14 protein-coding genes are annotated in these 14,897 nt (G+C 67.5%); 7 read left to right on the forward strand and 7 right to left on the reverse strand.

Features of this window, described 5'->3' with window-relative positions; translation table 11 throughout:
- Positions 1 to 72: 72 nt before the first annotated feature.
- A complete protein-coding gene (locus ACZ4VA_RS05415) occupies positions 73 to 993 on the reverse strand; it encodes an NADP-dependent oxidoreductase (RefSeq protein WP_468079925.1) in 921 nt (306 codons plus the stop codon).
- A gap of 386 nt (positions 994 to 1,379) precedes the next feature.
- Here ACZ4VA_RS05415 and ACZ4VA_RS05420 point away from each other — a divergent pair, with 386 nt between their 5' ends.
- The 5 genes from ACZ4VA_RS05420 (at position 1,380) to ACZ4VA_RS05440 (ending at position 5,917) form a co-directional block, all read left to right on the forward strand.
- Entirely contained in the window at positions 1,380 to 1,679 is a 300-nt protein-coding gene (locus ACZ4VA_RS05420) for a hypothetical protein (protein WP_356170672.1), read from the forward strand.
- A 154-nt stretch (positions 1,680 to 1,833) separates the two neighbouring features.
- Entirely contained in the window at positions 1,834 to 2,628 is a 795-nt protein-coding gene (locus ACZ4VA_RS05425; RefSeq protein ID WP_356170669.1) for a PIG-L deacetylase family protein, read from the forward strand.
- Between the two features lie 140 nt (positions 2,629 to 2,768).
- Positions 2,769 to 3,494, forward strand: coding sequence for a hypothetical protein (locus ACZ4VA_RS05430; protein WP_468079928.1), 726 nt, complete (start codon positions 2,769 to 2,771; stop codon positions 3,492 to 3,494).
- A gap of 244 nt (positions 3,495 to 3,738) precedes the next feature.
- Positions 3,739 to 4,788: a hypothetical protein gene (locus ACZ4VA_RS05435; protein ID WP_468079930.1), complete on the forward strand. Its 1,050-nt coding sequence runs from the start codon at positions 3,739 to 3,741 to the stop codon at positions 4,786 to 4,788.
- Between the two features lies 1 nt (position 4,789).
- On the forward strand, positions 4,790 to 5,917 hold the full coding sequence (locus tag ACZ4VA_RS05440; RefSeq protein WP_468079932.1) for a beta propeller repeat protein: 1,128 nt from the start codon (positions 4,790 to 4,792) through the stop codon (positions 5,915 to 5,917).
- Between the two features lie 172 nt (positions 5,918 to 6,089).
- Here ACZ4VA_RS05440 and ACZ4VA_RS05445 read toward each other — a convergent pair whose 3' ends face one another.
- The 3 genes from ACZ4VA_RS05445 to ACZ4VA_RS05455 all read right to left on the reverse strand — a co-directional run bounded on the left by ACZ4VA_RS05445 (position 6,090) and on the right by ACZ4VA_RS05455 (position 8,262).
- Positions 6,090 to 6,302: a hypothetical protein gene (locus ACZ4VA_RS05445; RefSeq protein WP_356170657.1), complete on the reverse strand. Its 213-nt coding sequence runs from the start codon at positions 6,300 to 6,302 to the stop codon at positions 6,090 to 6,092.
- Between the two features lie 180 nt (positions 6,303 to 6,482).
- Positions 6,483 to 7,016: a GNAT family N-acetyltransferase gene (locus ACZ4VA_RS05450; protein ID WP_468079935.1), complete on the reverse strand. Its 534-nt coding sequence runs from the start codon at positions 7,014 to 7,016 to the stop codon at positions 6,483 to 6,485.
- Between the two features lie 217 nt (positions 7,017 to 7,233).
- Positions 7,234 to 8,262, reverse strand: a complete 1,029-nt coding sequence (locus tag ACZ4VA_RS05455; RefSeq protein ID WP_468079937.1) for a hypothetical protein — start codon at positions 8,260 to 8,262, stop codon at positions 7,234 to 7,236.
- Positions 8,263 to 8,816: 554 nt separating this feature from the next.
- Between ACZ4VA_RS05455 and ACZ4VA_RS05460 the strand changes: the two genes are divergently transcribed.
- Positions 8,817 to 9,956: a DUF475 domain-containing protein gene (locus ACZ4VA_RS05460; RefSeq protein WP_389389808.1), complete on the forward strand. Its 1,140-nt coding sequence runs from the start codon at positions 8,817 to 8,819 to the stop codon at positions 9,954 to 9,956.
- A 467-nt stretch (positions 9,957 to 10,423) separates the two neighbouring features.
- On the opposite strand, the gene ACZ4VA_RS05465 is transcribed toward ACZ4VA_RS05460, so the two are convergent.
- The 3 genes from ACZ4VA_RS05465 to ACZ4VA_RS05475 form a co-directional block, all read right to left on the reverse strand.
- The gene (locus ACZ4VA_RS05465; protein ID WP_356170645.1) at positions 10,424 to 10,912 is read right to left on the reverse strand and encodes a TIGR02611 family protein; all 489 of its coding nucleotides are present in this window, start codon (positions 10,910 to 10,912) and stop codon (positions 10,424 to 10,426) included.
- 335 nt (positions 10,913 to 11,247) lie between these two features.
- Entirely contained in the window at positions 11,248 to 11,661 is a 414-nt protein-coding gene (locus ACZ4VA_RS05470; protein ID WP_468079940.1) for a contact-dependent growth inhibition system immunity protein, read from the reverse strand.
- A gap of 856 nt (positions 11,662 to 12,517) precedes the next feature.
- Positions 12,518 to 13,311, reverse strand: a protein-coding gene (locus ACZ4VA_RS05475; RefSeq protein ID WP_452925465.1) for an IS5 family transposase whose coding sequence is annotated in 2 segments (ribosomal slippage) — positions 12,518 to 12,996 and positions 12,996 to 13,311 — 795 coding nt in all. Because the reading frame shifts where the segments join, the coding sequence is not laid out codon by codon here.
- A gap of 381 nt (positions 13,312 to 13,692) precedes the next feature.
- Here ACZ4VA_RS05475 and chvE point away from each other — a divergent pair.
- Complete coding sequence (gene chvE, locus ACZ4VA_RS05480; protein WP_356170639.1) at positions 13,693 to 14,781, forward strand: multiple monosaccharide ABC transporter substrate-binding protein; 1,089 nt, start codon at positions 13,693 to 13,695, stop codon at positions 14,779 to 14,781.
- The last annotated feature ends 116 nt before the right edge of the window (positions 14,782 to 14,897 follow it).

Genomic DNA, 14,897 nt, shown 5'->3' on the forward strand with positions numbered 1-14,897 from the left:
GACCGTTGGCGTCGTGCCGGTCGAGCAAGCCGGCCGTTGCCGTGATGCCGGTCGAACGGCCGGGCGATCCCCTCAGTCCCCTCCCACGCGGATGATCGTCCTACCGCCGGCACGTCGCCCGGAAGCCAGTGCCGCGACCGCCTCGGCCAATGGCCGCACCTCACCGACCCGCACCTGGAGGCGGCCCGCGCGCAGCCGTTCCGCCAGGTCGGAAAGCTGGGCGCGATCGGGCTCCACGACGAAGAAGACCGCCCGTCCATCCTCAGGCCGGACCGTGGGCGGCTGGGCGATGGTGACGAGAGTGCCACCGTCGCGTACGAGCGCGGCCGAGCGGTCGAGGATGTCACCACCGATGACGTCGAATACGACGTCGACCTCTCCGGCGTTCTCCAGGGGGTCCGCCCCCAGGTCGAGGAAGGCGTGTGCGCCCAGAGCGAGGACCGTTTCCCGGTCGGCGGTACGACCGGACCCGATCACGCGGGCTCCCGCCTCGCGCGCGAGTTGCACGGCGATCGACCCGACACCGCCTGCCGCGCCGTGGACGAGGACCGTCTGGCCGGTCGCGATGCGGGCGTGGACGAACAACCCCTGCCAGGCGGTCAGCCCTGAGATCACGAGCGCGGCCGCGGCCGTGTGATCGACGTCTGCCGGGAGAGGGGCGAGGTTCCGGGCCTCGACGGCGACATATTCGGCCAGTGAGCCGTCGCGTGCCCAGTCGGTGAGCCCGAACACGCGCTGTCCGACGGTGAGGCCGGTGGTTCCGTAGCCGAGGTCCGTCACGACACCCGAGACCTCGTGCCCGGGCACGCTCGGAGTGCGGTCACGGCCGGCGCGGTCGGTCCAGCTGGCGGGCCAGTCGAGTTCTCCGCGCGTGAACCCCGCGGCGCACACCCGGACGATCACGTCGTTCTCGGCGGCATGAGGACGGGGCAGGTCGGTCAGGGTCAGCCCGCTGACTCCGGCCTCCCGGTCCTGGGCGGTGATGGCGAGCATGGTTCCCTCTCTCTCCGAGTACCTTGGCGCGGCCGACCTTGACCAGGTCGGTGAACACCCTTCTGCCGTCTTTGCCCACCCTCAGTGTCCCGCCTCGGCGAGCCGCTCGCAGTCCCTGCGGATAGGGCGCCACGCCTCCTACACGAGCCTGCCGGGACCCCTGCCATCCGGCGCTTTCGAACTCGGAAGCCGTGTGGCGGCCTGCCTCCAACCATGCCGAGCGGGGTGCGTCGGCGCCGCCTCGTTCACGCCGTGAAGCACTCGAAAACGGACACCGATCCGGACGCTGCGGCAGCGAGTCACCTCCGGGCCATTTCGCGGAGCCCGCCGGGCAGCGCAGGCAAATATTCCGAGCCGACCCGAGAGGCCGCACCTACGCTCGGGCAATGGATCGTTACACGAGGCCGGGGCATCTGGAGTGGTGGGCCAACCCATCGACATGCCTGGCTTGCATCCCGGTGAGCGTGACAGCCCTTGCCGGTACCGATGTGTGGGAGGCCGTGGTCTCACCCTCTCTCGACAACGACGGTCTCGAGGACCTGAAGTTGCTGATGGACGCCGATCCGTACTTCACGCTCAGGTTCGAGACCTCAGCCATGGAAGTGCGAGCCGAGACCCTGGCTGCCCTCGATCACTTGCGTCTGTTCGCCGACCTCGATCCAGAACCGCCGAACAGCCCGACATGATCGCCCGCCCGAACCTGTCCTCGACAGCCGTCAACCTCGCTGTCGCTGAACAGTCGGGGCGCGCGTGACAGATGCTCGGGTGACAACCCTCGCCTCCGGGCCCGCGGCGCGACCACTGGCCCCACCCCACCCCAGCCGTGAGAAGGGACCCTCCGTGACCCCACCCGCGTTGCCGTATCCGGATCCGGAACTCCCTTCCATCCTCGGGGTGTTCGCGCACCCCGACGACGAGAGCCTGCTGGCCGGCGGTGTGCTCGCCCGGCACGCGGCTTCCGGTTCCCGTACGGCGGTCGTCACCGCGACCTGGGCGCCGGACACCCCGAGGGCCGCCGAACTGGCCGATGCGCTCGCCGTCCTGGGCGCGGGCACGCCGCGGATGCTCGGTTACGCCGACGCCCGCGCCGAGGACTCGGCACCCGGACGGCCCCGGTGGTGCGACCTCGACCTGGACGAGGCCATCGGTCAAGTGGTGATGCAGATCAGGCAGTTCCGACCCACCGCCGTCGTGACCCACGATGCCTTGGGTCAGCTCACCGGTCACCCGGACCATCGGCGCACCCACCAGGTGACGCTCCTTGCGGTGGAGGCCGCCGCTCTCGCTGATCTCCATCCCGAGGCCGGGCCGCCGTGTCGGGTCAGCACCCTCTACGCGGCAACCCATCCCCAATACGGAATCGGCGCTCTGCGGCCACTCCTGCAAAAGGTCGGCAAGACGATGCTGAGCGTGCCCGACGAGCACGCGAGCGCAACCGTGGACGTAAGCGCCTGGCTCGATCAGAAGTGGGCCGCGATCCTCTCCCACCGCAGCCAGCTCGCAGACGAACGACCGCTGCCCGCACTGCTGTCCCGCCTCGACGAGGCCACCCGCGCCCAAATCCTCGGCACCGAATACTTCAGCCGCCTCCACCCTTTTCCGGATGCGCCCGGTTTGCGGCACCTGGGCCCTTGATACGTACTCACGCCAGCCGGTCATGAGCACAAATACGGTCGACAGCGGCAGGCGCAGTCCGGTTGCATTCGGTGATGCTGCGTCCTCAGATGACGTTCAGGCGTAGCTCAATTCACGAGGCACGACGAATGGGACTCACTGTGGCCAGAGAGGAGCTGACCGTCTGTCTGCCTTCCCTCCCACCAGGCGCGGCACGTCAGGCGATCGCCGAAGCCCTCGCGCCCTTCGATTACGACGGACCGAGTGAGGACGCTACGCCAGGCCACTGGGATTCATGGTGCATGGGTGCCGCAGGAAGCGAGTTCTGGTTGAAGCCCGAGTTCGCGGACGACCCGCGCGTGATCCTTGAATATGAACCTACGCGGGCGCGTTCTACGCACATCATTCCGCCGGGCCGTTGCTCCGGAGGGCCGGTGGGCGTGCTGGACATCGATGGACAGCGATCCCGGGCGGATTCGAAGGCAGATGCGCTGTGGCGCGAGTGGCAGGAATTCTCCTCGAACTTTCCCTCGGCCCGTAGCCTCAGCGACCTCATTGACGAGGAACCCGAGGCGACGCGCCGTCGTCCAGGACCTGCCTGGCACCGGTATGCGGCTCAGCCCGTCATGCGAGCCGTGCTCGGCGACGCCGCGCTGCAATCGCGTTTCGGACAAAGGGCAGTTGGCGACTTCGGAGTCGGGCGGGAGGTCTTCTCGCGTCGGCGGGCATACGCAAGTCTGGCTCGGTTCGGCGGCTTCCTTACCTTGGATGGCACGTGGCTGGAACCGAGTTCGGATCACGACCACCGATACGCCGAGACCGTCAACCGCTACATCGACGCCCTCACCCCGGACATCCTGCTGGTAAAGGTCACGTACCACGGATGAGAGTCCTAGACAGATACCCCGAGCCTGGCTGTCGGTTGCGAGTATGAGTGGGGAGCATGTCCTCGGGTGGTTCTTCGCCGTGGCGTTGGGAGGGCTCGCCCCGGGATTCTTTCGAGGAATCTTCGTAGACGTCGGCTCGGTCGCTCGCCTCTCCGAACCGAGACAACTGACAGGCCGTGTTCCGTCTGTTCACTTGTGGTGGACGCCTCTAGGCTGAGCGACCCTCGCGTCCCAGGGAGGTCTCGTGAAGGGTCTCCGTACGGTCATCGTCGCCTTCGTCCTCGCGTGTGCCGTGGTGGCTTCGCCGGCCTCGGCCGTGACACCGAGTTGGTCTGCGCTGCCCGTGCCCGCGGCCGTCCCGCCGGTGACCGTGTCCGATCTCGCCGCTCGCGGGCCCGGCGAGGCGTGGGCGACCGGCTACGAACACGCTGCCGATGGACTGCGGCCGATGTTGTACCGGTGGGACGGCACGGCATGGAGCCGCGACACGACGTTCCCCGGCGCCGGTGAACCGGGCTGGCTCGGAAAGGTCCAGTTCGTCGGCGAGGAGACGTGGATCTTCCACAACCTTGCCGGTGCCGGCGAAATCCTGCGCCGGTCCGCCGAGGACTGGAGTGCCGTCCCCTTGCCGACCACCTTGTGGACCTACCAGGACTTCGCCGCCGTACCGGGCGCCGCGTGGGTGGTCGGCGAGGACGAGACCGGTCTCAAGGTCCTGCACTACGACGGGTCCCGCTGGACCACTCAGTCCACCCCGGACGGCGTCCTGTACCTGATGGGCGTCACCGCTCGCACCGCCAGCGACGTCTGGGCATGGGCGGACACCAGCACCGGCCCCGCCGTCCTGCGCTCGGACGGGGTGAAGTGGCGGGACGCGAAGGTACCGCTCCCGCCGGACAGCAACGTCCACACGATCCTGGTCGAACCCTCCGGACGCGTCACGATCGGCGGCAGCCAGTACGTCGACGGTGCGGCCCGTACCTACCTGATGACCTGGAACGGGCACGCCTGGCGCACCACGCATCCCCCACTGGGCGACACCTATACCGAGGGCATGGTGCGCGGCCCGGACGGCACGCTGTGGCTGCCCGTACGCAGCGACCGCGCGTTCCAGTCGAAGTACGCGCGGGTGGACGGCCTCCGCACCACCTTCTCCTACGGACCGGAACGCGCGAACGCCATCGACGTGAAGCCACGTGCGCTGGCGGCCGGCGGACCCTCATTGCTGTCCTTCGGAACCGTCGAGATCTACGGCTCGAAACCGAACCTGATGAGTGAGCGGCTGGGAGGCTGACATGGCACGCCGATTTCTCGTCACGGCTCTCACCGCCGCCATGACCGCCTTGGCCCTCCTCTCTCCCGCTGGGGCCTCCGTCTCGCTCGCGACGGAGACGCCGTCCTGGCAGCACGTTCCGGTCCCGCCGGAGGTACGCCCGCAGGCCGGGATGAACGAAGCCGTGGCCTTCTCCCCGGACCGGGCGTGGGCGGTGGGAGCCGACGCCGTCGGCCGTGAGGCTCCGGGCTTCCCTCTCGTCCTGCGGTGGAACGGAACCGCCTGGCAGCGCCAGAGCCTGCCCGGCGTCGGCTGGCAGGGCGAGCTGTTGTCCGTCGCCGCGACCTCGCCCACCTCCGGCTGGGCGGTCGGCCGTGACTCGACGGGTGGCGGCCGCCTGCTCCGCTTCGACGGCCAGACATGGTCGGAGAGCCGGCCGCCGCGCGGTGTCGTACTGACCAGGGCCGTCGCCGGAGGCGGTGAGACCTGGCTCATCGGTTCCCGCGCCGGCGCGCAGGTGCTGCTGCGCTGGGACGGCCGCGGCTGGCGTGACGTCCCAGTGCCGCCGGGCTCCGTGTCCGGCCTCCACATCCTGGCGGCCGACGACGTCTGGGTCGCGGGCGCCGCCGACTCGGGCGCGGTCGTGTCCCACTGGGACGGTCAGGCGTGGCAGCAGACGGTCGTGGACGCGTTTCCGCGGTCGGCCGTGAGTAGCGTGCTCGCGGTCTCGCCGACGGAGGTCTGGGCCGGTGGCACGGCCGGATTCGTCGGCGGCCCCGTGGGGAAGCCGATTCCGCCGCTGCTGGCCCGCTGGGACGGGCAGGCGTGGAGCAAGGTGCCGGTGCCCACCGACTTCGGTTCGATCAGCTCACTTGCGCCCACCCCGTCCGGCACGCTGGGCTGGGTCTCGGTGGCCGGCTCGCAGAAATGGGGCCCGGCCGGCAGCTATCCCCCGCTTGTTCCTGGGCCTGCGTTCCTTGCCCGGAACGGGGATTCGTTCACCGAGTACCAGGAACCCGAGGTGTCCGGAGAGGGTGGCTCCCGGGTCCTCCGCCTGGCGCCGGTGCCTGGCACGACCACGGTGTGGTCGGTGGGGCGCGCCGACGGTCCTGAGGGCACCTTCGCACCACGCGTCCTACGGTTCGGCTGAGAGGGGCGGTTGCAGCGCCGTCCAAGCGCGGGGAGCCTCACTTACGTGCGCTGCGGCGTCCCGGGGCTCTCAAGGGCGGCAGGGCCGGCCACGCGCAACCCCGTCCTGTCGAACTCGCAGCGGAGGGCATGACGTCACTCCCCCGCGCGGCCCCGTGAGCGACAGCCGAGGACTACGGACTACGACGCCGGCTGACCTTCGTCCCGATGACCAGGATGAATCCGCTGATCAGGGCCAGCCCCACGATGATCGCCGCCGCCTCGATCTCCAGAATGGCGAGCACGACGACGAGAGCAAGGGCTACGAGGCAGCCGAGCAGGACCCGGCCTTTGGATGGGGGCGTCGTCCGCGGCTCCCGCCACGGGCTCCCCTCGTGATAGGCCATCGCGCACCTCCGAGCTGCGTCCGTACCTCAAGGGTGCGCCTGCTTCGGGACGGGTGCACGGCGGCCACCGAATGCGTGATCGCAGCGGCGCTGCCGTCCCTCCATGAGCCGCCGCCCGCACCTTCGTGGGCAAAGGCGTTCTGAGGATCGGACCGCCCCCGGACGGGGACCGCCCTCTGACTAGGAAGGAGTCCCGCCGGTCAGGTTCCTCTCCCAGAACATCTCGTCGCGCCAGGCACCGTCGGCGTAGAAGTGTTCGTGGGCGATGCCCCAGGCGCGGAATCCGTGCTTGCGGAGGATCGCCTGTGAGGCGAGGTTCTCCAACTGGGTGTGCGCTTCCAGGCGATGCAGGTCGAGTTCGTCCTCGGCGACCCGCAGGGCGAGGCCGACCGCACGGCCGATGTGCCCGAGCCCTTGATGGAGGGAAGAGACCCAGTAGCCGAGGAACCCCTTCTGGAACGGGCCGCGCAGGATGGAGCTGATGGTGACCTGTCCGATGACATTGCCCTCGGAGACGACGACTCCGGGCCATGCGAGCCCTTGTGTGTGAGAGGCCAGCAGGGAGGCGATGACCGAAGCTTGGCCGTCAGGCGTGTAGAACTCTGTGGGCCTCGCGGGCAGCCAACGCACATACGCCTGCTTGTCCCGGGCGAGCAAGTCCGCCAGCACGGGGCCGTCAGAGGGCTCGACCAGACGAATCGACGTGGTGTTCAAGGGTGTTCTGCTGTCTAGTCGGCTGCGGTGGGTGAGCAGGTACGCAGGATTCCAACGGGAGTCGCGTTCGATGGTACGCGGGGGTCACCCGCGCCGCTCCAGCGACGTCCGTCGGGGATGGGGCCGCCCCTGACACACCGCACGGCGCCCGGGCGTTCGCCGTATGCCGCGAGTCGTCACGTTCGGTCGGCGGTACGCACGGCAGCACGCACCATGCTCAAGCCGGTCCCCGAGTTCGGGACAACTTCGGTTTGACCGCCACCAACAGGGCGGCTCCGACCGCCCAGATGGCGAGCGTGATCATCGGCATGAGCATCGGAGTGCCCCTGAAGTAGCTGAGGTTGCCGACGGCGCGGACAGCTGCGCCGGGAGGCAGCACGGGCGAGATGTAGCGTGCCGCGCCCGGCAGGAGCCTGGCGCCGATGACGGCGCCGCTCGTGGCGTTGCCCAAGGTCAACAGGATGATCGTGGCCACAGGCACGCCGATCGGGCCGAGATAGGTGCCGAGCATCTGGGTGGTGAAGGCCGCGGCAGCCGCCAGGAGCGCCAAGGTGATGGCCAGCGGCAGGACAGGGGCCGGGACGGCACCGAACACGGGTCCCGCCAGGACCGCGGCGAGGAGACCCGCGGCTGCGGAGAAGACGATGATGAGGACGAAACGGTGCCGTTGGGGCAACGTCTTGGTGAGCCCGAGCACGCTTTGCCCGACCACGAAGCCCGCGAGGGTGACGCCGAAGGACAGGTAGAAGCCCGCGAGGCCTCGGGCATCGAATTTGACCAGTGGGATGACATCGGCGACGGTCAGGCGCTGACCGGTCTCCTTTGCGTACGTGCGGACAAGGCCCGTGGCGATGGCGGTGGTTGACTGCCCATTGGCTCCAGCGACTTCGAGATGCAAGGCGTCGCCGGCATTCCCGGCTCCCTGACTCAGCGAAGCCACGACCTCGCGGCGATCGAGCGCCCGTCGCCCGGCAGCCGGGTCGGCGACCCCGACGATGTGTGCGCTGGGACCCCACGCGTCACCCACCTCGTGGGCGAGCCGGGTGCCTGCCACCGCGACCGGAAGACCGTGGGGCTGCGGGTCCCGCTGAAGGCCGATGTAGGCGGCGATGAAGGCCGCCAGGACGGTCAGGCCGATGAGCGCCGGCTGCAGCCAGGCTTTCACCGCCACGCGACGTCGTTCGGGCTCCGTGGGCGGGTCGGGCACCGTTTCGCCCGACTCGGCGCCGTGTCGGTCGGAGTGCAAGGACGCCTCCGCGAGTGCTGGTGGGGCGAACTCTCCCTGGGCATACGTACGAGATCCTGTGCTCCCGCGGATTCACCTGTCCGCGTGGGAGGGGCGCTGTTCGCCCCTCACCCGCCCGCACACATTTTCCGTAGGGACGGCCGCGAGAATTTCGGGAAGGCCAGACCTCGCCGATACGCACCAGTGTCCCACCGTCGCTGCACCGTCGCAGCGCCGCTCATTTCGCCGCTCATTTCACCGCCTGGGCATGGTCGTGAATTCCTGGACAGGACGGAAGGCATCCGTGTGCGGAATCCGGCGCACTGACGGCCGGCGTCGGCTGAGCGGTGCGGCGGCCATCGGTGTCCCCGTCCCGTATAGCGGGTTGTTGACGTGGCCTTCGACGCCTCCTGGCTCCCGGCGCCACCAGGCGGCGGGGCGGTCGCTCCGAGTGTCGGTGAGCGACCGATTTGTAGCCGTAGATCTAGACTTCCTGGGCGGTGGTGCCGTAAGCCCCCCGGCACGAGGGACCCCCGCCTGAATGGCCGCAAGCCGTCTTCATGAAAGGAAGACCAGTGCTTCTGAGAACCTTCGGTTGGTCGCTCGCGATCACCGTCCTCGGTCTGGTCGCGGCAGTCTTCTACGACGGTTGGCAGGCTTTCGGCATCGTCGCGATCCTGGCGGTCCTGGAAATCTCGCTGTCATTCGACAACGCAGTGATCAACGCCGGAATCCTCAAGAAGATGAGTGCCTTCTGGCAGAAGATCTTCCTGACGGTCGGCGTGCTCATCGCCGTCTTCGGTATGCGGCTGATCTTCCCCGTCGTCATCGTCGCCATCAGCGCGCAGCTCGGGCCCATCGAAGCCATCGACCTGTCGTTCAACGACCCCGACAGGTACAAGGAGCTGGTGACGGACGCCCATCCGGCGATCGCCGCCTTCGGTGGCATGTTCCTGTTGATGATCTTCCTCGACTTCATCCTGGAGGACCGTGACATCCAGTGGCTGCGCTGGATCGAGCGGCCGGCCGCCAAGCTCGGCAAGGTCGACATGCTGTCCATCTGTGTCGCATTGATCGTTCTGCTGGCCACCGCACTCACCTTCGCCACGCGGGCGCACCAGCACGCCGGTCATGCCGACAAGGCGGAGACCGTCCTGCTCGCCGGCGTGGCGGGCCTGATCACGTACCTCGTCGTCGGAGGGCTCTCCGGCTTCTTCGAGAACAGGCTGGAGGAACAGGAAGAACGCGAGCACGAGGAGGAGGAAGAGGCTGCCCGGGCCGGGAAGCCGGCATCCGCAGTCGTCCTCGCGGGCAAGGCCGCGTTCTTCATGTTCCTGTATCTGGAAGTGCTCGACGCCTCCTTCTCCTTCGACGGCGTCATCGGCGCGTTCGCCATCACCAACGAGATCGTGCTGATGGCCCTCGGTCTCGGGATCGGCGCCATGTACGTACGGTCACTCACCGTGTACCTGGTCCGCCAAGGCACGCTGGACGACTACGTGTACCTGGAGCACGGCGCGCACTACGCCATCGGCGCGCTGTCGATCATCCTGCTCGTCACCATTCAGTACGAGATCAATGAGGTGATCACCGGTCTCGTCGGCGTGGTGCTGATCGGCTGGTCGTTCTGGTCGTCGGTCCGCAGGAACAGGGCCCTCGCCGCGGCGGGCGGCGACGACGGCGAGCAGGGTTCCGTGCCACATCAACAGCCGTGAGCGAAGCGCCGTTCCAGCACGGCGCCGGTGGCAGCGGGTCAGTTGACCGTCTCAAGAGAATGCCGCTGCCTCGGGATGGGCAACTGGGACGGGACCACGCCGCGTGCGGGGTCGGCGCCGGGCTCGAGAGGCGTGGCGCACATCGTGCCGGGCCAGCTGTAGAGACGGGGATCAGCTGCGTAGGCCGACCAGCCGTAGCCGTACTGGAAGGCATCGCCGGCACAGCGTAGGGACCTGACGACCGGCGCGAGGTCGATCGCCGCGCGCAGGCGCCTCATCGCGAGTTTCAGGGACCTCAACGCAGGTCGCATGGCATACACCTCAACTACGCTTGTCGCCCAGGGCCGAACGAACTCAGTCTCCGTGAGGCAACAGCAGCCTTGAGCATGGTCGCCGGAGTCCCCGGAATCCGCTGTTGCGCGTGGCCGCCCCAGTTTCTCGGCTCTCCGAACCGGACGTCCGCACCTCTACAGCATGACGAAGAACCCGAATCTCCACACCCACAGGGATATCGCCGCGGCGAGAAGGACCACCACGAGTGCCGTGATGAGCAGGTTCCTGCGCCGCACCGCCGGGTCCAGGGCTTTCCGGGCGGCGTTGGTGATCTTCCGTTTGACCCACCGCAACAAGAGTTGGGCCCAGACGAATTCCGTTGCCCAGACACCGACGCCGGCGAAGATCACCAGCCAACCCGGCCCGGGCAACGGCAACAGCACGATGCCTGCGCCTACCACGGCCAGGCCGACGAAGAAGACGCCGACCTTCCAGACCGTGTGCAGCACCTTCGAGCGCTTGATCCGCGCCGGGGCCCGGGAGCCGAGGGCTCTCCCCTCGGGCGGGTCCCGAGCGTCGCCCTCGACCGGTCCGGTCGGCCGACGCCGCGGCTCCTGAGTCGCCGTGGAACACAAGCCCGCGGAATCACGGGACTGATTGTCCCCACTCCCAGTCGCCTTCATACACACAAGTTACTCTCGAAAAATCGAGATCCAAATGGTCACTGTAAGTTCCCGCGCATATCAAGACGTCACCGGTCCGGATACTCCGCGATCGTCACTCGAATTCTTACAACTGCACTGGCGGATATCGCATACCAGGCGGAGACTACGGAGGCACTGCCCCGCCGAGATACGGTGCGTCGTCCGCCAGTAAAGACGCGGATGGCGAGGGGACGACATTTTGCCGTCCAGCGTCCGATGCCGCGGGGCGCTCGTCGAGACCATCCGCCACATGCCTCCAGTCTGCCGCCGCCTGTCACCACAGCCAAGCGGTAACCGGACCGCTTGCGCTCCGTTCAGCGCCGGTTTTGAGAGACGACATCCGCGAACCTCTCGACCGCGTTTCGCAGGTATGGCGGGAGGTCGGAGAGGCCGTCCACGATGTGGGTCAGTTGGCTCGCGAGGTCCCGGTGAACGCTCCAGACCGCCGGGGCCCTGGTCAGAACTGCTCGCAGCAAGTCACCCTCGCCCATATGACCTTCGGCCAGCGGGTTGTCGTGAAGCACCTCCACTGCGAGCGGGAGCAGCACCGTCAGCCCGATGTTCTGCCCGATCAGCAGGCGTAGGTCCTCAACGGTCAGAGTCCCGACCGGCCGGCTCCGCAGGGCGTGGGCCGTCGCCATGAGACGGGTGGCGTCTGGTAGGGGCGCCGGCCAGCGGTCACGCTCAAGCTCCTCAAGGGACCGGCTACGGTCGATAGATACAGTCACCAGGAGATTCTCTCGTACACGCTGGACCTCATGGGCAGGCTCAGGCCCTTCGGGAGGGCGAGACCGACCATCACATGCCAGGGGCCCTCAGCCCCGCCCTCGCCTTCCTCTGAGCAGCGCATCACCTGCCGCCGGGAGGACGATCGCGCTCTTCGCCCACCCGGAGATGTGGGGGGGGATACGCGGCATCACATCTCCAGGCCCGAGCCGCTGCCGGGGCCTGTCCGACCCACCCCCCATGGCCGCGAGTCCCTCACGATCTCCGTCCGACCTCCAGGTCGGAGCGTATCCGGCGCCACTGACAACGTGACCGGTGCGGGACGAGTGGCCCGGCGGTACCGGCACGGCCGTCGTCCGCGGAAGCGGAAGCGGAAGCGGTGGGTGCGGGGCCGGCCAGCCCTTGTCGGCCTCGGGAAATACGGCGCGAAACGGCCGGCGTGGAATTGTTGGTGCGGTGCGGTTGCGAACAGGACGACAGCGCCGCCCTGTTCGTCATTTCGAACATCATCAGAACTCGTAACACGATCATGTCTTCAGGAGTGGCTGAGCGAGGTCACAGCCCGTCGAGGTAGCTCGGAGGTGTGGCGGTCGCACTCACCATGGAAAGGCGCCAGAGCCCTGGAAGGAGACCATGAACCAGATCGCCAGGGGCATGAGGACAAGGAGAACGAACGCAGCGAGGACCTTCGCCCACGCTGCTGTCTTGCCTGGGCCTTCAGTTGGCATGACCGCTCCGGATGACTGCCTGCGCGTGGGCGAGTGCCGACGCTTCCAGGAGGGTAGCTCGCGCCGGTGAAGCCGGGGTGGGAAGTGCCTGAGCTCCCAAGGCGATTTGCTGCCATGGGAGTTCCTGCGATCACGGTCCGGCTGTCTTCTTGAGTCGTCGCCAGCAGATGAGACCGCAGGCCAAGGAGACGAAGGCGTCGTGGAGTTCGGGCCTGCGTTCCCAGCGCACGGCGAGACGCTTGAACTGGTGGAGGAGTGCGAAGGTCTGCTCGACGACGTAGCGGAGTTTGCCCATGCCCTTGATGTTGGGTGCGCCCTTTCGGGAGATGACGGGCAGAATCTTTCGCTGGCGGAGTGCGGCCCGGTTCGGGTTCGAGTCGTAGCCCTTGTCACCCAGGAGGGCCACGGGGCGTTGTCGCGGTCGGCCGGGACGCCCTGCGACGGGCGGGATGCCGTCGACGAGGGCGAGGGTCTGGGTGACGTCGTTGACGTTCGCGGCAGTGGTGATGACCTTGAGCGGGGTGCCGCGGCCGTCGCAGATCAGGTGGTGCTTGCTGCCCGTCTTCCGCCGGTCGACCGGCGACGGACCGGTTTTGGCGCCCCCCTTTTCGCGCGGATGTGGGAGCCGTCCACGCACGCCCGTGACCAGTCGAGTGCGCCGGCCGCGTGCAGTTCTGCAAGGAGGATTCGGTGCAGCTGGTCGAAGACACCGGCCTTCTGCCATCTGTCCAGGCGCCGCCAGCAGGTCTGCCCCGAGCCGAACCCCAGCTCAGGGGGCAGGAGTTGCCAGGCGATGTCGTTGTAAAGGACGTACAGGATGCCCTGCAGACACCGTCGGTCAGCGACCGGGCGAGGGCCCGGCCCCTTCTGCGGCCAGGGCGGCAGCAGCGGTTCGATCAGAGCCCATAAGTCGTCGTCCACGATCCACGGTCGAGTACCCACAACTGACGAACGACCGAAAAGTCATACCGGTCACGCCCGACCAGGACGCCTCAACAAGATCGTGTTACGAACTCTCAGGGCCTGAACAGCCTTGACTCGACAACCAGTTGATGCGGTCGTCTTCGCAACTCACTTCTGATGCTGCTTTCGTGAAGAAACAGTATCCGGTTGCCGCACGTCGAGATAGGGTCGGCTTCCGGCACGGGCGATGACGCACGGCGGAATCCGTCATGGCGTCATACGCCTGTGGCCCCCTCCGCAAAGCCTCCCCGACGCAGCGGAAACGGGCGAGGACATCCGGCCTCCCTTTCACGGCTCATGAGCCCCGCTGACCGTCAGTCACCCCCGTGAGGAACGATGAGCATGCGCGCCCGCACCACCGTAGCTGCGGCCCTTTCCACCGTCCTGGCCCTCTCCCTCTCCGCATGCGGCGACAGCACCGGCGAAGGAGACGACGGCACCGTCAACATCGGCATCGCCATGCCCACCAAGACGTCCGAGCGATGGATCAACGACGGCCAGGACATGGTCAAGAACCTCAAGGTGTTCGGCTACAAGTCCACGCTGAAATACGCCGACGACGACCCCAAGACCCAGGTCTCGCAGGTGGAGGACATGATTTCCGAGGGAGTCGACGCACTCGTCATCGCGTCGGTCGACGGCCACGCCTTCAAGGGCGTGCTGGACAAGGCGCGCGACGCTCACATACCCGTGATCTCCTACGACCGGCTCATACTGGACACCGAGAACGTCGACTACTACGCGTCCTTCGACAACGAGGAAGTCGGGGAGCAGCAGGCCCTCTTCATCGCCGAACGACTCGGCCTGGTCAACGGCACCGGCAAGGGCCCGTTCACCGTCGAGCTCTTCGCCGGGTCCTCGGACGACAACAACACCCGCTTCTTCTTCAAGGCCGCGATGGACATCCTCAAGCCCTACATCGCACAGGGCGACCTCATCGTCAGGTCCGGTGAGACCGACCTCGATGAAGTCACCACCCGCCGCTGGGACGGCGTGCTGGCAGAGAAGAGAATGAACAGAATCCTCGACGCGGACTACGCGGGAAAGCGTATCGACGCCGTCCTGTCCCCGTACGACGGTATGTCGCTCGGTGTCATCCGCGCGCTCAAGAGGCACGGTTACGGCACCGCGGGCAAACCTCTCCCCCTGGTGACCGGGCAGGACGCCGAGATTCCCTCCATCAAGTCGATCAAGGCGGGTGAACAGTCCCAGACCGTCTACAAGGACACCCGCAAGCTGGCGCTCATCACGTCCTACATGGTCAACGCCGTACTGCACGACAAGAAGCCCGCCATCACCGACGAGGAGACGTACCACAACGGCCGCAAGGTCGTCCCCGCGTACCTCCTGCAGCCGGTGAGCATCGACAAGAGCAACTACAAGTCCGTGCTCGTCGGCTCGGGCTACGTGGACAGCAGCGACCTGGACTGAGCCGTATGGGCCGGTGGTGACAGATAGCAGCTGTCACCACCGGTTTCGTCACGCTGGGTGATCACGGGTAGACCCCTCGCGAGACAGCGGTCACCATGGGCATGCAATCTGGGCTT

This window comes from Streptomyces sp. NPDC028308 (genome assembly GCF_055565855.1).